We start from the raw sequence: 18,602 nt of genomic DNA on the forward strand, positions 1-18,602 counted from the left end.
GCGAGGACGTCGGTGTCGTCGGAGGCGAACAGCTCGCGGAGGCGGTTGCCCCAGCCGATGTCGGTGAGGCGGCCCAGGGCGCGGCCCGTCTCGGCCTGGAGTTCGATGCGGCCGGAGACGCCCAGGTCGTCCTTGACGCCGGCGGGCCACATACGGCGGGGTGCGATGTCGACGCCGGGGCGGTGCAGGCGATCCCTTGCTTGCGTGGTGCTCTTCTGGGTGACTTCGGCGGGCCAGTGGCGGCCGGTGCAGTTGTCGCAGCGGCCGCAGGGGGCGGCGGCAGGGTCGTCCAGTTGGCGGCGTAGGTACTCCTCCCGGCAGGCGGGCGTGGATATGTAGTCGAGCATGGCCTGCTGTTCGCGGCGGCGTTCGGCGGTGACGCGGTCGTAGCGTTCGCGGTCGTAGGACCAGGGCTCGCCGGTCGCCGTCCAGCCGCCCTTGACGCGGCGGGCCGCGCCGTCCACGTCGAGGACCTTGAGCATCATCTCCAGGCGGGTGCGGCTGAGGTCGACCTGGGGTTCGAGCGCACCGGTGGAGAGCGGGCGGTCGGCGGCCTCCAGGACTTCGAGGGTGCGGCGGACGACGGGTTCCGGCGGGAAGGCGAGGCTGGCGAAGTAGGCCCAGATGTCGCGGTCTTCCCTGCCGGGGAGGAGGATCACCTCGGCGCGGTCGACGCCGCGGCCCGCGCGCCCGATCTGCTGGTAGTAGGCAACCGGGGACTGCGGGGCGCCCACATGGACGATGAAGCCGAGGTCGGGTTTGTCGAAGCCCATGCCCAGGGCGCTGGTGGCGACGAGGGCCTTGAGCTTGTTGTCCAGCAGGTCTTGTTCGGCTTGGAGCCGTTCGGCCTGCTCCGTCTGGCCCGAGTAGGCGGCGACCTCGTGGCCGCGGTCGCGGAGGTAGCCGGCGATCTCGTGGGCGGCGGCGACGGTGAGGGTGTAGATGATGCCGGAGCCGGTGAGTTCGCCGAGGTGCTCGCCCAGCCAGGCGATGCGCTGCTCGGCGGTCGGCAGCGTGACGACGGCGAGGTGGAGCGACTCGCGTTCGAGCGGGCCGCGCAGGACGAGGGCCTCGTCGCCGGCGAGCTGCTCGGCGACGTCCTGGGTGACGCGGGCGTTGGCCGTCGCGGTGGTGGCGAGCACCGGGATGCCGGGCGGCAGCTCGGCCAGCAGGGTCCGGAGCCGCCGGTAGTCCGGGCGGAAGTCGTGCCCCCAGTCGGAGATGCAGTGCGCCTCGTCCACCACGACCAGCCCGGCCCCGGCGGCGAGCTTCGGCAGGACGAGGTCGCGGAACTCGGGGTTGTTGAGCCGCTCGGGGCTCACCAGCAGGACGTCGACCACGCCCTCCTCGACCTCGGCGAAGACCTGGTCCCAGTCGCCGGTGTTGGACGAGTTGATCGTGCGGGCGTGGATGCCGGCGCGCCCGGCGGCCTCGATCTGGTTGCGCATCAGCGCGAGCAGCGGCGACACGATCACGGTGGGGCCGGCGCCGCGGTCGCGGAGCAGCCGGGTGGCGACGAAGTAGACGGCGGACTTGCCCCAGCCGGTGCGCTGGACGACCAGGGCCCGCCGCCGCTCCACGACGAGGGCGCTGATCGCCGTCCACTGGTCGTCGCGGAGCCGCGCGTGCTCGCCCGCGAGGGCGCGCAGGCAGCGCTCGGCATCGTCCCGGAGCAGGTCGGATTCGCTCATGCGTCCTTGGTATCAGCGCCGTCGGCATGCCCGCACCAGAACCGCGTTCTGTGGATAGCGGGGCCAAAGGTTGGGGAGAGGTGAGGCGCGGGTAGCCTGCCAGTCAAGATCGGTTTTCGGCGGCGGAAGGAACGCGGGCGGGGAATGGGCGCGGGGGAACGCTTGCGGCGGACGTGGCAGATCCTGATGGATCACACACCCCCCGAACCGCCCGAAGAGGAGCCCGGCGAGGTCGTCGACCCGCGGGCGGTCGACCTCGTCCTGCGTGTCGGCGAGCTCCTCCTGGCCAGTGGTGAGACCACCGAGCGGGTGAACGAGGCCATGCTCGGCCTGGCGGTCGCCTACGAGCTTCCGCGCTGCGAGGTCCAGGCCACGCTGACGAGTCTCCTGGTGTCGGCCCATCCCGGGAAGGGCGAGCCGCCGGTGACGGCGTCGCGGGCCATCCGGCGCCGTACTCCGGCCTACTGGCGGCTTACCGCGCTGCATCAGCTGGTGCAGGACGCGTCCATCGGGATGCTGGAACTCGAGGACGCGCACACGAGGCTCGCAGAGATAAAGATGGGGCGTCCCCCGTACCCGGCCTGGCTCCTGGTCGTGGCGCTGGGGCTCATCTCGGCCTCGGGCAGTGTGCTGACCGGCGGCGGGCCGCTCGTGGCGACCACGGCGTTCATCGCCACCCTGCTCGGCGACCGCGCCGCCGCCGCGCTGGCGCGCCGGGGCATCGCGGAGTTCTTCCAACTGACGGTGGCCGCTGCGATCGGCGCCGGAGCGGCTGTGATCGTGGTGGCGCTGGGCAGCCCGGGCCAGGCCGCGACGGTCGTCACGGGCGCGATCCTGGCACTGCTGCCGGGGCGCCCGCTGGTCGTCAGCATCCAGGACGGCATCACCGGCGACCTGGTCAGCGCCGGGGCGCGGGTGCTGGAGGTCTTCTTCATGATCGCCGCGATCGTGTCCGGGCTGGGCGCGGTCGTGTACATCGCGGTCAAACTGGGCGTGAACATCGACGTCCGGCACCTGCCCACCCCGGCGGCGGAGCTCGAACCGCTCGCGGTCCTGGCGGCGGCGGCCATCTCACTGACGTTCGCGGTGTCGCTCGCCGCGCCCCGGGACGTGCTGACCGCCGCGGCGCTGGGCGGCGGGCTGATCTGGGTGCTGTACGTCCTGGCGCGCGGGTGGCAGGTTCCCCCCGTCCTGGCGGCGGCCATGGCGGCGACCGTCGTCGGCATCCTGGCGAACTGGCTGGCGCGCAGGCACGGACACCCCGTCATGCCGTTCGTCGTCCCCGCCATCGGCCCCCTTCTGCCCGGCACCTCCCTCTACAGGGGAATGGTCGAGCTCAACACCGGCTCCCCAGAGTCGGGTGTGCTGAGCCTCATCGGCGCCGTGTCGGTGGCCCTCGCGCTGGGCGCGGGCGTCAACCTCGGTGGGGAGCTCGTCCGGGCGTTCCAGCACGTCGGGTTGAGCGCGTCCGGCCGCTGGGCCCGGCCCGCGGCCCGCCGCACCCGCGGCTTCTGACGGCCGTCCCGCACGCCGTCCGCGGGGCGGTCTCGGCGGGCTGGTTTTGTCGGTGGCGGACGTTACGTTCGCAGCATGTACCGACAGGGAGACATCCTGATCCAGCCCGTGTCCGAGGAGGCGGTCCCGCAGTCCGTCCGCGACCTGCGGCCCACGCCGCGGGACGGACGGGGGCGCATGGTCCTGGCGCTCGGCGAGGCCACCGGGCACGCGCACGCGCTGTCCGCGCCCGGGTCGCTGCTGCGCGCCCCCGGCCCGCTCACCCCGGACTACCTGCACCTGCCGTCCGGCGGGCGGCTCGTCCACGAGGAGCACGCGGCGATCACCCTGCCGAGGGGCTGGTACCGGGTGATCCGCCAGCGCGAGTACGTGCCGGGCACCGTCCGCGTCGTGGCCGACTGAGGGGGCGGGATGCTCACGGCTACAGCACGCGAAGCCCACTACGTGGTCGGTGACTGGCAGGCGGCGGCCTTCGGCACCGGCCCCGCCGACCGCGACCGGGCGGAGGCGGGCGTCGCCGCCGCCTACGCGGCCGCCGGTCTGGACGCTCCCGAACGGTACGTCTGGGTGCCCTCGCCCGCGCGCGGCGCCGTGGCGGCGGCCGTCCTGGCCGGGCACGGCGATGTGCTGGCGGCGGCGGGGCTCGGCGAGCTGGTCGACCAGGCCAGGGCCGACCTCGGTGGCGTCCCTGCCGGAACGAGTGTCCTCGCCGCAGTGAGGACGCGTCCGTGGGAGGCCGAACGCGCCGCGGCCTGCTCCGAACAGGGGCCGGAGCAGTGGCCGCAGGTGTGGGCCGAGACGGGCGGCCTGCTGTGGAACCAGGTCCAGGCCCTGGTCACGCGCGTGCGGGCCGCCATCGGCGACCTCGGCGCCCGCGCGGGAGGCGATGCGACCGACGCCCAGGCGGAGGCGACCGCGTCCCTGCTGCGTGGCGCGACGCTCGACGCCGTCCTCGGCCAGCACGACGCGCCGTGGCTGGCGCTGTTCGAGACGCTCGGACGGCTCGACGGCCCGCTCGCGGGCCTCGCGGAGGCCGCCCGCGCCACCGGCTGGTGGTGGCCCTACGAGCGGCTGGTGATCCTGTCCGAGCGGCCCGCCGAGCTGCACCGCGACGAGCCCGGACGGCTGCACCGCGGCGACGGCCCCGCCCTCGCCTACCCAGACGGTTTCGCCCTGCACGCCTGGCGCGGCATGCCGATCCCGCCCGATTTCGTCGACTCGCTGACCGGCCTCACGGCCGACCGCATCTCCTCCGAGGAGAACGCGGAACTGCGCCGGGTGATGCTGGAAATCTTCGGCTACGACCGCTACCTGGCCGAGACGGGCGCGCGTCCCATCCATAGGGACGAGACAGGGGTCCTGTGGACGATCGACCTGCCCGGCGACGAACCCGTCGTCATGGTGGAGGTGGTGAATTCGACACCGGAACCTGACGGAACCCACCGCACTTACTATCTGCGCGTCCCGCCTGGCACGCGCACAGCGCGCGCGGGCGTCGCATGGACGTTCGGCGTGGACGAGGCCGACTACCACCCCGAAAAACAGACCTGAGCCTATGGACGGCCGGAATGTCCCGGCCCCCGGCGGGTGTCCGTTGGTCGCACTTCCCCAGTCACCAACGGACGCCCGCCCGCTTTCGCCGTTCACGGCGCCGCGGTCCGCGCCCAGGTGACCTTGCCGCCGTCGGTGGAGCGCCAGCCCCACGACCGCGACAGCGCACCGACGAGCAGGAGGCCGCGGCCGCCTTCTGCGTGCGGATCTGCCATCGGTACGGCCGGGCCCTCCGGGTTGTCGTCCCACACCTCGACCATGGCGGTCGCGTCGTCGGGCAGGGAGACGACGAGCGTGATGGTGGTCGCGTGCCGGATCGCGTTCGTGACGAGTTCGCTGGTGATGAGCTCGAGGTCGCCGTTGAGGTCCTGCCGGTTCCAGCCCTCCATGGCGGCGCGCACCGTGTCGCGCGCCGCGCGCACGGCCGCCTCGACCGGGCTGAGCGCGAGGACGAGGTGAGGACGAGGTAAGTGGTCCACGGGTCCGCCTAAGGTTCACCGGCTAACGCAAGCATGCGCCCTCTCACGCCCCCCGCGCACGGGAACCGCTCCGATCACCGTGACCGACTCGCGCCGCACCCGTCCGCGTGGCCGCGTTGGTGTGGGTGGACGGTCAGGGGTGGGTTAGGAGGGCCGGGATGCGTTCTAGGACGCCTCCCGCGAACGTGTCGTAGAGGCCCAGCGGTTCCAGGTGGACGTAGCCGATGTGGCAGTCGCAGGTGTCGAGTGGGCAGGGGCGCGGGGCCAGGGCGTCCCGGAACGTGCCGTCGTAGAGGTTGCCCAGGACAGTGGGCACGAAATGGCAGCGGCGGACGGTGCCGTCACCGTCCACGGAGACGACGGTGTCGCCCGTCCGGCAGGGGAGGTCGCGGCTGGCGTGCGGGCGGCGGCTCACCGGGAACAGCGGGTCGAGGGCGGTCCAGGCGTCGGCTTCGGCGTCCTCGTAGGTGCGTCCTTCAGCGGCGTTGACCCACAGGTACGTGCTGGTGGGTAGGTCGGCGCGCAGGCGCCTAGCGGCGTCGAGGTGTTCGGGAAGGCCGACGATGCCGACGCTGTACCGCACGCCGCGTGCCGTCAGGTCGCGGCATTTGCTGATGAAACGGTCGTAGGGCACTTGGCCGGGGTGGTACGTCGCCCAGAGCGCGAGGCGGGTGAGGTCGGCGTCGGACGTCCACGACACGCGGTGGCTCAGGTTCGTCTGGATCGCGACCCGCTCGACATGCGGGAGATGGCTCAGGCCCACCAGGGCGCGCCGGTACCAGGATCGGACGAGACCCTCGCCCCACGGTGTGAACAGCACCGAGATGCGGTGCTCTTGTGCGGTGACCCAGGTGGTGAAGCGTTCGAGGGCGGCGCGGTCGGCGCGGAGCTGCTCCGGCGTGTCGCGGCGCTTGGCGAAAGGGCAGTACGGGCAGTCGTAGTCGCAGCTGGCGAGGGGGCCTCGATAGAGGATGGTCAGGTGGTCCATCAGCGGGGCTCATAGGTGGACATGAGGGTCTGGACGTGTGGCGAGAACAGTGCCGGGCCGATGGCGTCGGAGTAGGCGAGCCCTTCCGGAGTCAGCCGGATCGTGTCGTCGGACGCCTCCAGCCATCCGCGGGCTTGGAAATTCGTGAGGTCGGCGTGGAAGTCGTCCAGTGGGTCTGTGTCGAAGCGCGACCGGTAACCGGTTCGGTCGACACCGGTCGTCTGCAGGAGGGACTGGACGAGGTGCCGGCGGCGGCGCTCGTCGTCGGTCAGTTCAAAGCCGACGCGAGCCGTAGTGAAGTCGTCCTCGCACACGTAGTCGTCGATGATGGAGCGCACGAGCCTGGTCTCGACCGCGTACTCGAACGAGTAGTGCAAGCGGGACGTGTACGAGCGGGCTCCGCAGCCCAGGCCGACCATTCCGTCTGTCTGGCAGCAGTACTCGGTGCCGTTGGCGGTGGCGGAGGGTAGGCGGAACATCCGCATCGACACTTGCTCGTAGCCCTCGGCCAAGAGGTGGTCGCGGCCCATCCGGTAGAGGGTGGCGCGCTGGTCGTCCCAGTTCTGCGTGCGGTGTTCGAGCCCGGTCTTCGGACGGACGTAGAGGGGATAGAGGTAAATCTCCTCTGGACGCCACGCCAAGGCGGAGTTCAGGGAGTGCGTCCAGGTCGCGGGCGTCTGGCCGTCGATGCCGTAGATGAGGTCGATGTTGAGGGTCGGGAAGCCCACGGCACGTATGCGATCTAGTGCGGCCTCTACCTCGGCGCGTTTTTGAGGGCGGACGGCGGCGCGCGCTTCTTCGTCCAGGAAGCTCTGGACGCCGATGGAGATCCGGGTCGTGCCTCGTTCGGCGAGCACTGTCAGCCGGTCGGTGGTCGCTGTGGCCGGGGACGTTTCCACGCCCAGCGGAGTCGTGCCGAATCCCGGGAATCGTCCGGCGATGTCGCAGAGACGTTCCAGTTCCGGCGCGGTGAAGTAGGTCGGCGTGCCGCCGCCGAAGGCCGCGGTGGCGAACGAGGCTTCGCCGCCCAGGGCGTCCAGGACGGCGGTGGCCTGCCGGTCGAGCGCGTCCAGGTAGGCGCCCGTCAGCTCTTCGGGGGCGCCAGTGCGGGTGAACAGATTGCAGAAGCCGCACCGCATTTCGCAGAAGGGCACGTGCATGTAGAGGAAGAGCGAATCGAGCCGTTCGCCGTCCCACACATCGCGTAGTGCGGGGAGTGGCGCAGGCAGCGGACGGTAGGCGGTCTTGTGCGGGTATGCGTACACGTACGCCTGGTACTGATTCACGACAGAACGAACTCCCCGTAAGGAACGGTCCAGACGACCTCGTGGCCGATGCGGTGCCCGATGTGGCCGTCCTCGCCGTAGGCCGTCCCGTGGTCGGAACAGACGATGACGAAGCAGGGGCGGCGCATCAGGGCGAACAGGCGGCCGATGTGGGCGTCGACGTGCCGGAGCGCGGCGGCATGGCTGGCTCGCGTGTCTCCGGCAGAGCGTGTGGCGCCGTCCAGGTAGAACCAGTTGGGCTGATGCAAGGACGCGACGTTCAGCAGGAGGAACAGGCGGCGTTCGGCAGGCAGCCGCGCCATGATTTCGGCTACGCGGTCGATCTGGTTGGGCAGCGACTCCGGGTCGGTCACTCCGAACCCGCGCTCCCAGTGGCTCTCGGCGAACAGCGACGGAAGCGCCGACCCGAGCGGTGTCTGCTTGTTGAAGAACCCGACGCCGCCCACGCAGACCGTGTGGTAGCCCACTGACGCGAGCCCGGACGGCAGGTCGGCGGTGTCGAACGTCCACGTGCCGTCCGTGGTCGTCTCGCTGCCGGGGAACGCTCCGGCGAACGGACGGGGGTGCGGCCCAGGGGACGCGGGCGTCGGCAGGAACCCGGCGAGCATCGCGGCGTGCGCGGCATACGTGAAACTGCCCGGCGTGTGGCGCCGTTCCCAGCGGCCCTCTGGGAGGAGCCCGGTCAGCGTGGGCGTATCACCGGACGCGGCCAGTTCGGCGGCCACGTCGTAGCGCAGCGTGTCCAGGGTCACCAGCAGGACGTCATGGCTGCCGATGACCCGGTTCATGTCGTACATACGGGCAATGCTGCTCTGATCTGGGCGGTGTAGGTGTCCAGGCCCTCGGCAGGGCCGCCAGGCAGGCCGGTGAGGCCGGGCAGCAGGTCGCCGAACGCGTTGACCTCGCAGACGGCGAGGCGCTTCATCCCCTGGCCGACGAGCAGGTCGACGCCGACCATGAGGCTCCCCGGGAAACAGGCGGCGGCCCGCGCGCACACGCCCAATGCCCGCTGCCAGCCGTCCGCTCCAAGGGCGCGTTGCACCGACGGCAGGTCGCCTCTGGCGCCACCCAGGTGCAGGTTGGTCATCGGGTTGCGGCTTGTCCGGACGACCGCGTGCGTGGGTTCGCCGCCGATGACGACGACGCGCAGATCGAACACGCGACCGCCGACCGTGGCCTTCGGCAGCCAGCGCTCCACGTGAAGGCCGTCCGGCGCGAGCGCGCCGATGAGGGCGGCCACCTCGTCCTCGGTGTCGTAGGTGCGGACGCGGAGCGAGTTGAACAGCTTCTCCCCCGCCATGAACGCCGATGTCACGGCCCGGACCCGGCCCGGCGCGGTCTGCAGGGCGACCACCCCCGACGCCGACGAGCCGTGCGCCGGCTTGACGAACACCCGCCGCTCCCCCGCCTCGGCCATCCGCGAGCGAAGCGCCGCGTACCCGTCCACCTGCGGCAGCGCGGGCGGGACGGGCACTCCGGCGGCCTGGAGGCGGGCGTGCGCGAGCCGCTTGTCGAACATGACGGCGATCTCCTCGACGTCGCCGAGAAGGCGTGCCCCGGCCGCCGACGCCGCCGCGGACAGCCGGCCCAGCGCCGCCGTGAACGTCCGGTGCCAGCGCGCCCCGCCGCCCACCCGGGACGGTGCGCCGGGACCGCGCAGCAGCGCGTCGGCCTCCGGGTCCTCGCCGGGCGAGTCGACGCGCAGCAGGTCACCGGGCCGGAGGTCGATCCCGGCGCCGCGCAGCACGTCCGTCCAGGCGATGAGCCGGGGCTCGGGCAGCCCGGACGACCGGCACGCCGCCGCGAACAGCGCGGGACGCCGGTCGCCGGGCGTGCCGACGACGGCGAACGTCATTCCGGCACCGCGGCGCGACGGCCCACCGCACGACGTCCAGCGGCGCCACGTCCAGCGGCGAGAATCCGCGTCATTCGGACACCGCGATGTAGTGCCAGTCGCCGTCCGGCTTCTCCTGCTCGTCGAGGTCGACCTCGACGCCGGGCAGCGCGGCCTTCACCCGCTCCACCATGGCGTCCGACAGGAAATGGTGGTGCAGGTCGAGCTTGCGCAGGTGGGTGAGCGGCTGGCCGGACAGCAGCGCCTCCGCGCCCTGGTCGGTGAGGATGCCCATCGCGAGGCTGAGCGACTCCAGCCGCGCCACGATGGGCGCGCCCGCGACCGCCGCCGCGATCTCGTCCTGGATCTCGCTGTCCTCCAGGCCGAGGTGGCGCAGCGCCGGGAACCGCTCGCCGCCGAGGAACGGGGCGAGGTCGGCGACGGTCGAGTCGCCGCCGTAGTTCTCCTCGCCGAGCCACAGGTCGAGGTGCTCCAGGTTCGGCAGCTCGCTCGCCCCCAGGGCCTGGACGACATGCCCCGGCAGCCCGCCCGACTCGAACCGCAGCACCTTCAGCCGGTCGTTCTTGACCGGTTGGAGCGTCAGCCCCTGCGAGCCGCGGACCTCGAACCGCTCCAGCTCGGGGAAGGCGGTGAACAGCGGCGAGATGTCGGAGAGCTCGATCCAGGAGATCTCCGACTCCTCGCCGGTGATGTCGCCGAGGAACAGCGCCTTCAGCTTCGGGAAGGACGCGGCGGCCCCGCACAGCAGCTCGACCGGGTCGGCGACGTCGTCGTCGTAGGAGGCGCCCCAGTAGCCGATGATCAGCGCCGTGACCTCGGTGGTGTCGATCGTCCGCAGGAACCGGGCGAAGATGTCGCCGAACGGCTCCTCGCTGAAGGACGTCCCGACGTACCAGGCCGCCTCGGCCGCGGGCGGGAAATCCCCGGCGGACGACGCGCCGCGGCCGTCGTCCTCCTCCTCGGTGTCGTCGTCCACCCCCGTCTCCTCGTTGAACGTGGCCACCGGCAGCCCGGCGTACTCCTCGAGGTGCTCGTAAACGCCCATGGGGTCCCCCTTCGCGAGCTAGATCGTCGGCCCTGTCCTATCAGGAGCGGCGGACAGTACGCCGCGATTTCCCGCGTTTCCCGCCTTTACGACGCGACGAGCACCGATCCCTTGTACTTGTCCTCGACGAACTTCTTGACCTCGGGGCCCCGCAGCAGGCTGACCAGCTTCTTCACGCGCGGGTCGTCCTTGTTCTCCGGCAGGGTGACCACGCCGTTGGCGTACGGGTTGCCCTCGGGCTTCTCGGCGGCGAGCGCGTCCCTGTTGGGCGCGAGACCGGCCTCGATCGCGTAGTTCCCGTTGATGACCGAGAGGTCGACGTCGTCCAGCGAGCGGGGCAGTTGCGCGGCCTTCAGGGGCTTGATCTTCAGGCCCTTCGGGTTGCTCGCGATGTCGCGTTCCGTCGCGGTGGCGGGCGCGTCCGGCTTCAGCGTGATGAGGCCGTTTCCGGCCAGGAGCTTCAGCGCGCGTCCCCCGTTGGCCGGGTCGTTCGGGACGGCGACGGTCGCGCCCCGCGGCACGGCCCGCAGGCTCGTCACCTTCTTCGAGTACACGCCGAGCGGTTCGAGGTGGACGGGCGCGACGAACGACAGCGTCGTCCCGGACTTCTTCTCGAATTCCTCCATGAACGGCACGTGCTGGAAGTAGTTGGCCGTGACCTGCTTCTCCTTCAGCGCGGTGTTCGGCTGCTGGTAGTCGCTGAACGTCACGACGTCGATCTTCAGCCCGGCCTCGGCCGCCAGATTGTCCTTGACGTAGGTCAGGATGTCGCCGTGCGGGACGGGGTTGACCGCGACCTTCAGCGGCGCGTCCGGGTCGTCGGACGCCGCCGACGAGCCGCAGGCGGTCAGGCCCGCGAGGAGCCCGACGGAGGCCAGCGCGACTGTGATCTTGCGTAGCACGACAGGTGCCTTTCTCTGCGTTACCGGTGGGTCAGGCGGCGGGCCACGAGATCCCCCGCCGCCTGGATGATCAGGACCAGGACGATCAGCAGCGCCACGGTGGCGACCATGACCTTGGTCTCGAAGCGCTCGTAGCCGTAGACGACGGCGAGGTTGCCGAGCCCGCCGCCGCCGACCGTCCCGGCCATGGCCGTGTAGCCGATGAGGGCGATCACGGTGACGGTCAGCCCGGACACCAGGCCCGGCCGCGCCTCGCGCAGCATGACCTTGCCGACGATCTCCCGGCGGGTGGCGCCCATCGCGTCCGCCGCGGCGAGCACGCCCGGGTCCACCTCGCGCAGCGCGATCTCGACGAGCCGTGCGTAGAACGGGATGGCGCCGACGGTCAGCGGGACGATCGCGGCCGCGTTGCCGATGCTGGTGCCGACGATCGTCCGGGTGAACGGGATGATCGCCACCATCAGGATCAGGAACGGCAGCGACCGCCCGATGTTGACGATCACGCCGAGCACCTTGTTGACCGGCGGCGCGGGCAGGAGCCCGCCGCGCTCGGTGACCACGAGGAGCACCCCGAGCAGCAGCCCGAGGACGGCGGTGAACAGCGTCGCCACGCCGGTCATGTAGAGGGTGTCGACCGTGGCGGGCCACAGCAGCGGGGTGACCTCGTCCCAGCTCATCGCGCATCCTCCTCGACCTCGTCGCGGGCGTCCTGTGGGCCGGGGGCGGGGCTCTTCACGCTGACGGCCAGGCCGGACTCGCGGAGGTAGGCGAGCTGGGTGGCGTTCATGGACGGGTCTCCGGGGAGTTCGAGCTGGAGGCGTCCGACGCGCTCGCCGCCGACGGTCTCGATGGCGCCGCCGAGGATGTTGACGTCCAGGGAGTACTTGCGGGCCAGCGCCGACACGAACGGTTCGTCGGTGGCGCCGCCCACGAACGTGACCTCGACGAGGGTGTGGCCGTCGCGGGGTTCTGCGGGCGGCAGCGGGAACAGGCCGCGGGCGAGCTCGGAGCCGGGACGTGCGAGCAGCTCGGTCACCGGTCCCTGTTCGGTGAACCGGCCGTCCCGCATGACGGCGGCCGAGTCGCAGATGCTCTTCACCACGTCCATCTCGTGGGTGATGAGCAGGATCGTGAGGCCGAGCCGGCGGTTGAGGTCGCGCAGCAGCTCCAGGATCGACGCGGTCGTGTCCGGGTCGAGCGCGGACGTGGCCTCGTCCGACAGGAGCACCTTCGGGCGTCCGGCGAGGGCGCGGGCGATGCCGACGCGCTGCTTCTGCCCGCCGGAGATCCGCGCCGGGTACGCCTTCGCGTGCTCGGTGAGCCCGACGAGGTCCAGCAGCTCGGCGACGCGCCGGGCCCGCTCGGCGCGCGGGACGCCCATGACCTCCAGCGGGAACGCGACGTTGCCGGCGACGGTGCGGCTGCCGAGCAGGCCGAAGTGCTGGTGGATCATGCCGATGCCCTGGCGCGCCCGGCGCAGCTCGCCGCCGCGCAGGGCGAGCAGGTCCCGGCCGTCGATCACGACGCGGCCCGCGTCGGGACGTTCCAGCAGGTTGACGCAGCGCAGCAGCGTGCTCTTGCCGGCGCCACTGCGGCCGAGGACGCCGAAGACCTCGCCCTCGGCGACGGTCAGGTCGACGCCGTCGACGGCGGTCACCTCGCGGCCATGGCCGCGGTACACCTTTCGGAGCTTTTCGATCTGAATCACAGGGAATCAATCCATGCGGACGGAAGGCCGCCGGTCGGCGGCGCGTGAACAGGTCGGGACACACCAGGGCACGGCCGGCGCACGGCATGGCGCCGGGCGTGGCGGAGGCGTGGCTCAGTTCAGGACAGGCCAGGCGGGTACGGGGAGTGGCTCAGCAGGTGGCGCTCGAAACTCATGGTGACTCGCGTGTCGGAATTCGCTCGCTTCGGGGCGCGAGGCTCTCAGGCGGGGGCCCTCAGCGTTCACACATTCGACGGCCGCGCATACGCCGCATGGCCCGCGGAGTCTGCGGGCGGTGCTCAAGGCACCGGCGTACAGAGCTCATGTCAGCAGTAAACCCGCTCCACACCGATGACGCAAACGCGCGCGGTGTGGCCGCCGTCACTGCCTGCGCGGAAGGCCGGACGACAGAATTTCACTCTTCGTCGCGATAGTCGAGGTAGCTGGCGCCCGAGCCGCTGCGGACGGAGATCTGGCGCGGGGAGCGGTCGTCCAGGACCGCCTTGTTGAGGTGGGCGGAGCCCGAGCCCGTCCAGCCGACGACGCGGTACACCGAGCCGGGCGGGACGATGATCTTGAGTGTGCCGGAGTCGGCGGCCGTCTCCACGAGGCCGGGCGGCTCGGCGAAGCGCAGGTCGAGGCGGCCGGAGGACACCTCGGCGCGGACGACCGGCGACGCCAGCCCGGTCGCGACGACCGCGCCGGAACGGGCCCGCAGCCACAGCCGCCCGCGCACGTCCGCGGCCCTGACCTCGCCCGACCCCGTCCGCAGGTCGAGGTCGCCGCTCAGCTCCCGCACGCTGATCCGCCCGGACCCCGACACGGCCGTCACCCGGGTCCCGCGCGGGACCCGCACGTCGATGTCCGCGCCGCATCCCCGGCCGCTGAACAGGCCGGATCCGTTGCAGCGGAACTCGATCACCAGCACGCCGCCGACCACCTTCTCGGTCATGTCCGGCTTGCGGACGCCCCAGCTGAGCCGCTTGTAGACGCGCGCCTCGCCGTCCGGGCCCGGCCCGACCGACACCTCGGCGCCGCCGGCGTCGAGCCGCAGCTCCCTGATCGCGTGCGTGAAGGCGGTGTCGGACACCGCCGTCTGCCGGATGACGCGCCCCCACGCCTTGAGGCCGGCCGGGACCACCAGGACCAGCGCGGTCACGATCGCCAGGACGATCCATGTGCCGCGGCGGCGGGGGCGTCCGGGAACGGGCGGAGGCCCGGCCGGGGCGGCCAGGCCTCGCGGTGAGGTCCGCGCGGCGGATCCGGTGCCGGGGCCGGTCATGGCTCGCCGTCCAGGAAGCGGAGGACGGCGAGCACGCGGCGATGGTCGCCCTCGGTGTGCGGGAGGTCGAGCTTCGCGAAGATGTTGTTGATGTGCTTGGCGACCGCGCTCTCGCTCACCACCAGCGCCGCCGCGATGCCCGCGTTGGAGCGGCCCTCCGCCATCACCGCCAGGACCTCCCGCTCGCGCGGGGTGAGCCGGTCGAGCGGGTCGCGGTGGCGGCGCAGCAGCAGCTGCGAGACGACCTCGGGATCGAGCGCGGTGCCGCCGGACGCGACCCGCCGGAGCGCGTCCAGGAACACCGACACGTCCGCGACCCGGTCCTTGAGCAGGTAGCCGATGCCGCGGGTGCTGGCCGCCAGCAGGTCCGCCGCGTACCGCTCCTCCACGTACTGGGACAGCAGCAGGACGGCCACCTCCGGCGACTCCTGCCGCATGACCAGCGCCGCCCGGACGCCCTCGTCGCCGAAGCCGGGCGGCATCCGGACGTCCACGATCGCCGCGTCCGGGCGGTGCTCGCGGACGGCGGCGAGCAGCCCCTCGGCCTCGCCGACCGCCGCCGCCACCTCGAACCCCGAGGTCTCCAGCAGCTTGATCAGCCCGGCGCGGAGCAGGACGGAGTCCTCGGCGATCACAACGCGCACGGCAGCTCCACGGTGACGGTCGTCGGTCCCCCGGCGGGGCTGGCGATCCGGAACGTGCCGTCCACGGACCGGACGCGCCGCGCCAGCCCGGCCAGCCCCGTCCCACCGGACGAGCCCGGACCCCCCGCCGGGTCGGCGCCGCCCTTGCCGTTGTCGGTGACGGTCACGTGCAGCGTGGCGCCGCGCCGGATCACGGCGACGTCCACCTCGGTGGCGCGGGCGTGCTTGACGACGTTCGTGAGCGCCTCGGACACGACGAAGTACGCGACGGCCTCGACGGTCGACGAGGCGCGCGGCTCGGCCTCGACCCGCAGCCGGACGGGCAGCGGCACCCGCGCGGCGACGCCGGACAGCGCCGCGTCCAGCCCGCGGTCCTCCAGGACGGCCGGGTGCAGGCCGCGGATCAGGGTGCGCAGCTCGGTCAGCGCCTCCTTGGCCTCCTCGTGCGCCTCCACGATCACCTGCATGGCCTCGTCCGGGACGTCGCGGAGGGTCTCGCGTGCCAGCCCGAGGTTCAGCGCGAGCGAGACGAGCCGCTGCTGCGCGCCGTCGTGCAGGTCGCGCTCGATGCGGCGGCGTTCGAGGTCGGCGGCGTCCACCACGCTGGCGCGCTTCTCGGCGAGGTCCTCGACGCGCCGCTCCAGTTCCTTCGCGCGGTCGGGGCCGAGCAGCGCGGACGCGGCGCGGGCGTCGAGCCGGCGGACGCCCGCCGCCGCCCAGGGCGCCGCCGCCAGCAGCAGCACGCCGACGCCGGTCAGGGCGGCGATCCGCGCCGGGTGGGTGATCGGGTTCAGCGGGCTGGACGCGGGCAGCGCCCACCCGTACACGCCGGAAACGGTGAGGACGGCTCCGGTCGCCCACGTCGCGATGACGCCGATCCCGCCGAGCGCGAGCAGCGGCCCGGCGGCCAGGTGGTACTGCACGACCCGCCACAGCTCGGGCGAGCGCACGTCGCGGAGCGCGTCGCGCAGGAGCCCGTCGTCGAAGCCGGGCATGCGCGGGACGTGCAGGCCGAGCATCGCCCAGCAGCGCTCCCGCTGCCAGGACGTCAGCGGCCGCAGCACGAGCAGCACCAGGATCACCGACGCGCACGCCATGAACAGGAGCTCCACCGAGTTCCCCGGCGACCAGAGCATCCGGAGCGAGCCCGCGATCAGCCATCCGGCGACCTGCAGCGGCACCCCCGAGGCGACGAACGCGGTGTCGCGCCACGCCGTCGCCGACCACGGAGCGTGCACGCGGGCACGCGGCGCGATCGCGAGGGTGGTTGCCATGGAGCAACCGTATTGCCCTGGTTCGCGGGCCACCAGGAAACGAGCCTCACATGCCGGGGTGAACCTAGTGCCACCCCGTGCCGGGGGCGCGAGTCACTGACGGTGACGTCCGGGGCGCCGGATCGAACGTGGCTGAAGGCCGGATGAGGGACGCATGGCGAACCAGGGACGGGAGTACGCCAGACGGGTGAAAGCAGACGAGCCGGACCTCTAGAGTGTGTCCGACGTGGGGCCCTCTCGCTGGAGGGCCCTTCGCCCTGCCTGGACGAACGTCCCCGGTACGGGCTCCCTGCCTACACGGCTCACGCGAACGCCCTGCACGATCCAGAGGTCCCGCAACATGAACGACCAAGAGGTGCGCGAGGAGTGCATGCGGCTCCTCAGGGACGGCCTGCCCGACCCTGCTCCCGCCACCCGCGACGACGGACGCGGCTTCCTTCCCCTCGGCCTCGACATGGACGGCGACGTGGCCGTTGTCACGTTCCTGCACCAGTGGGGCGATGCGGCGCCGGGCTTCATCGAGGGCTGGACGTTCCACCGCCGCGACGGCGAGTGGATGGAGCTCGGCGGCGCCGGCGGCTCGGCCCCCGAGGAGCCCCTGGCCCGCCGCTCGTCCGGTGAGATGGGCCGCCACCTGCTGAAGTACGGGTCGGGCCGGACGGTCCGCAACGCCGGCCGGCTGCTGCCGTGGGGCGCGAAGTGGGTGAACGAGGCGCGGCTGCGCGCGTCGGCGGAGGTCGCGCGGATCCGGGTCGGCACGCGGCTGCTGGACGTCCCCGCGCACGGTCACGTCGCCGTCGTGTGGGGCGCGCGCCGCGGGCCCATCGTCGAGGCCCTCGCCGCGGACGGGTCGGTGCTGGACGCCCTGGACCTCGACCGCCCGGCCGTCCCCGCCCGCCCCCAGCTCTGATATTTGACCGGTCGTTCCCGATAGGGTTATCGTCCCGGCATGGCACGGACGAAGGAGTTCGACCCGGACGAGGCCCTCGGGCGCGCCCTGGAGCTGTTCTGGGAGCGCGGTTACGAGGCGACCTCCATGGCCGATCTCGTGGACCGTCTCGGCGTCGCCCGCGCCAGCATCTACGCGACGTTCGGCGGCAAGCACGAGCTGTACCTGAAGGCGTTCGAGCACTACCTGCGGACGACGGACCCGTCGGTCGCGGAGGCGGTGTCGCAGCCGGGCCCCGTCCTGCCGCAGATCCGGGCGCTGGTCGAGGCCTATGCGGCGGAGTCGTCCCGGGACCGGCCGAGGCACGGCTGCTTCGTCGTCAACACCGCGGTGGAGCTCGCCGCCCGCGACCCCGAGGCCGCCCGCCTGGTCGAGGCGAGCTGGACGTTCCTGGAGGCGTCGCTCACCTCCGCGCTGACCCGCGCCCGCGCGCAGGGCGAGCTGCCCGGCGACCGTGACCCGCGCGCGCTGGCCCGGTTCCTGGTCGTGTTCCTCCAGGGCCTGCGCGTGCTGGGCCGCGCCCCCGCCGACGACGACCGCATCCGCGACGCGACGCGCGAGGCCCTCGCCGTCTTCGGCTGACCCTGCCCTTCCCCGCCTCCCGCAAGGCGGGGCTTTCTGCACCCAAATTCAAGAACGATCGATCTAGTATCTGAAGGTCCGAGAGACAGGAGACAGGCCATGATCTTCGACGGCAGGACCGTGCTCGTCACCGGCGGCGCGGGCGGCATCGGCCGCGCCATCGCGCGCGGCTTCGCCCGGGAGGGCGCCACGGTCGTCCTCGCCGGACGCGACGAGACCGCGCTCACCGGCGCGGTCAAGGAGATCGGCCCCGAGCGCGCCGACCACGTCGTCGCCGACGTGACCGACACCTCCGGCGTCGCCCGGATGGTGGAGACCGTCGCGGCACGCCACGGCCGCCTGCACGTCGCGGTCAACAACGCCGGGATCCTTAGCGCCACCGGGCCGCTCGCCGATGTGGACGAGGACGCCTGGGACGACGTCCTCGCGGTGAACCTGACCGGCGTGTTCCTGTCGATGAAGCACGAGATCGCGCACATGCGCGGCAACGGCGGCGGGACGATCGTCAACGTCGCGTCCAACATCGGCGCGCACGTCCGCCGTCCCGGGCTGGCCGCCTACGCGGCGTCCAAGGCGGCGGTCAGCGCCCTGACCCGCGCGGCGGCCCTCGACCACATCGCCGACGGCGTCCGGATCAACGCCGTCAGCCCCGGCGCCAGCGACACGCCCATGTCGCTGCTCCCCGGCGAGACCCGCGCCGAGCGCGCGGAGCGGATGCGCACGGCCGCGCCGTCCGGACGCGTCGCCGACACGTCCGAGGTCGCCGAGACGGTGCTGTGGCTGGCGTCGGACGCGTCGAGCCACGTGGTCGGGCACGACCTGGTCGTCGACGGCGGCGCCACCGCCTGACG

At 72.4% G+C, this 18,602-nt stretch carries 19 protein-coding genes; 6 read left to right on the forward strand and 13 right to left on the reverse strand.

Features of this window, described 5'->3' with window-relative positions; translation table 11 throughout:
* Window positions 1-1,691: RecQ family ATP-dependent DNA helicase (locus E1264_RS10180; protein ID WP_132171985.1), on the reverse strand; the 1,691-nt coding region annotated here is incomplete at its 3' end.
* Window positions 1,692-1,877: 186 nt separating this feature from the next.
* On the opposite strand from E1264_RS10180, the gene E1264_RS10185 reads away from it, so the two are divergent.
* The 3 genes from E1264_RS10185 to E1264_RS10195 all read left to right on the forward strand — a co-directional run bounded on the left by E1264_RS10185 (window position 1,878) and on the right by E1264_RS10195 (window position 4,757).
* On the forward strand, window positions 1,878-3,206 hold the full coding sequence (locus E1264_RS10185) for a threonine/serine exporter family protein (RefSeq protein WP_132171987.1): 1,329 nt from the start codon (window positions 1,878-1,880) through the stop codon (window positions 3,204-3,206).
* A 75-nt stretch (window positions 3,207-3,281) separates the two neighbouring features.
* Window positions 3,282-3,608 carry a hypothetical protein gene (locus tag E1264_RS10190; RefSeq protein WP_132171989.1) on the forward strand — a complete coding sequence of 109 codons (327 nt, stop codon included), beginning with the start codon at window positions 3,282-3,284 and terminating at the stop codon, window positions 3,606-3,608.
* Between the two features lie 9 nt (window positions 3,609-3,617).
* Window positions 3,618-4,757, forward strand: a complete 1,140-nt coding sequence (locus E1264_RS10195; RefSeq protein ID WP_132171991.1) for a DUF6745 domain-containing protein — start codon at window positions 3,618-3,620, stop codon at window positions 4,755-4,757.
* 92 nt (window positions 4,758-4,849) lie between these two features.
* Here E1264_RS10195 and E1264_RS10200 read toward each other — a convergent pair whose 3' ends face one another.
* From E1264_RS10200 to E1264_RS10255, 12 genes are all read right to left on the reverse strand, one after another.
* The gene (locus E1264_RS10200; RefSeq protein ID WP_243710847.1) at window positions 4,850-5,236 is read right to left on the reverse strand and encodes an ATP-binding protein; all 387 of its coding nucleotides are present in this window, start codon (window positions 5,234-5,236) and stop codon (window positions 4,850-4,852) included.
* 133 nt (window positions 5,237-5,369) lie between these two features.
* The gene (locus E1264_RS10205) at window positions 5,370-6,224 is read right to left on the reverse strand and encodes an STM4011 family radical SAM protein (protein WP_132171993.1); all 855 of its coding nucleotides are present in this window, start codon (window positions 6,222-6,224) and stop codon (window positions 5,370-5,372) included.
* Window positions 6,224-7,510 (reverse strand): STM4012 family radical SAM protein, encoded by a 1,287-nt coding sequence (locus E1264_RS10210; protein ID WP_243710848.1) that lies wholly within the window; start codon window positions 7,508-7,510, stop codon window positions 6,224-6,226. Before E1264_RS10210 ends, E1264_RS10205 begins: the two co-directional genes overlap by 1 nt.
* Complete coding sequence (locus E1264_RS10215; RefSeq protein ID WP_243710849.1) at window positions 7,507-8,307, reverse strand: STM4013/SEN3800 family hydrolase; 801 nt, start codon at window positions 8,305-8,307, stop codon at window positions 7,507-7,509. The genes E1264_RS10210 and E1264_RS10215 overlap by 4 nt, the downstream gene beginning before the upstream one ends.
* Window positions 8,295-9,365, reverse strand: a complete 1,071-nt coding sequence (locus E1264_RS10220) for an STM4014 family protein (RefSeq protein WP_132171995.1) — start codon at window positions 9,363-9,365, stop codon at window positions 8,295-8,297. Before E1264_RS10220 ends, E1264_RS10215 begins: the two co-directional genes overlap by 13 nt.
* A 70-nt stretch (window positions 9,366-9,435) precedes the next feature.
* Window positions 9,436-10,410, reverse strand: a complete 975-nt coding sequence (locus E1264_RS10225) for an STM4015 family protein (protein ID WP_132171997.1) — start codon at window positions 10,408-10,410, stop codon at window positions 9,436-9,438.
* Between the two features lie 86 nt (window positions 10,411-10,496).
* The gene (locus E1264_RS10230) at window positions 10,497-11,312 is read right to left on the reverse strand and encodes a MetQ/NlpA family ABC transporter substrate-binding protein (RefSeq protein WP_132171999.1); all 816 of its coding nucleotides are present in this window, start codon (window positions 11,310-11,312) and stop codon (window positions 10,497-10,499) included.
* Between the two features lie 20 nt (window positions 11,313-11,332).
* Window positions 11,333-11,989 carry a methionine ABC transporter permease gene (locus tag E1264_RS10235; RefSeq protein ID WP_132172001.1) on the reverse strand — a complete coding sequence of 219 codons (657 nt, stop codon included), beginning with the start codon at window positions 11,987-11,989 and terminating at the stop codon, window positions 11,333-11,335.
* A complete protein-coding gene (locus E1264_RS10240) occupies window positions 11,986-13,020 on the reverse strand; it encodes an ATP-binding cassette domain-containing protein (protein WP_132172003.1) in 1,035 nt (344 codons plus the stop codon). The genes E1264_RS10235 and E1264_RS10240 overlap by 4 nt, the downstream gene beginning before the upstream one ends.
* A 415-nt stretch (window positions 13,021-13,435) precedes the next feature.
* Complete coding sequence (locus tag E1264_RS10245; protein ID WP_132172005.1) at window positions 13,436-14,302, reverse strand: hypothetical protein; 867 nt, start codon at window positions 14,300-14,302, stop codon at window positions 13,436-13,438.
* Window positions 14,299-14,946: a response regulator transcription factor gene (locus tag E1264_RS10250; RefSeq protein ID WP_132172007.1), complete on the reverse strand. Its 648-nt coding sequence runs from the start codon at window positions 14,944-14,946 to the stop codon at window positions 14,299-14,301. The genes E1264_RS10245 and E1264_RS10250 overlap by 4 nt, the downstream gene beginning before the upstream one ends.
* Complete coding sequence (locus E1264_RS10255) at window positions 14,934-16,220, reverse strand: histidine kinase (protein WP_132172009.1); 1,287 nt, start codon at window positions 16,218-16,220, stop codon at window positions 14,934-14,936. Before E1264_RS10255 ends, E1264_RS10250 begins: the two co-directional genes overlap by 13 nt.
* A 340-nt stretch (window positions 16,221-16,560) precedes the next feature.
* Between E1264_RS10255 and E1264_RS10260 the strand changes: the two genes are divergently transcribed.
* From E1264_RS10260 to E1264_RS10270, 3 genes are all read left to right on the forward strand, one after another.
* Window positions 16,561-17,130, forward strand: coding sequence for a hypothetical protein (locus E1264_RS10260; protein ID WP_132172011.1), 570 nt, complete (start codon window positions 16,561-16,563; stop codon window positions 17,128-17,130).
* A gap of 39 nt (window positions 17,131-17,169) precedes the next feature.
* Window positions 17,170-17,751 (forward strand): TetR/AcrR family transcriptional regulator, encoded by a 582-nt coding sequence (locus E1264_RS10265; RefSeq protein WP_132172013.1) that lies wholly within the window; start codon window positions 17,170-17,172, stop codon window positions 17,749-17,751.
* A 99-nt stretch (window positions 17,752-17,850) separates the two neighbouring features.
* Window positions 17,851-18,600, forward strand: coding sequence for a glucose 1-dehydrogenase (locus tag E1264_RS10270; protein WP_132172015.1), 750 nt, complete (start codon window positions 17,851-17,853; stop codon window positions 18,598-18,600).
* The last annotated feature ends 2 nt before the right edge of the window (window positions 18,601-18,602 follow it).

This window comes from Actinomadura sp. KC216 (genome assembly GCF_004348535.1).
Classification (GTDB): domain Bacteria; phylum Actinomycetota; class Actinomycetes; order Streptosporangiales; family Streptosporangiaceae; genus Spirillospora.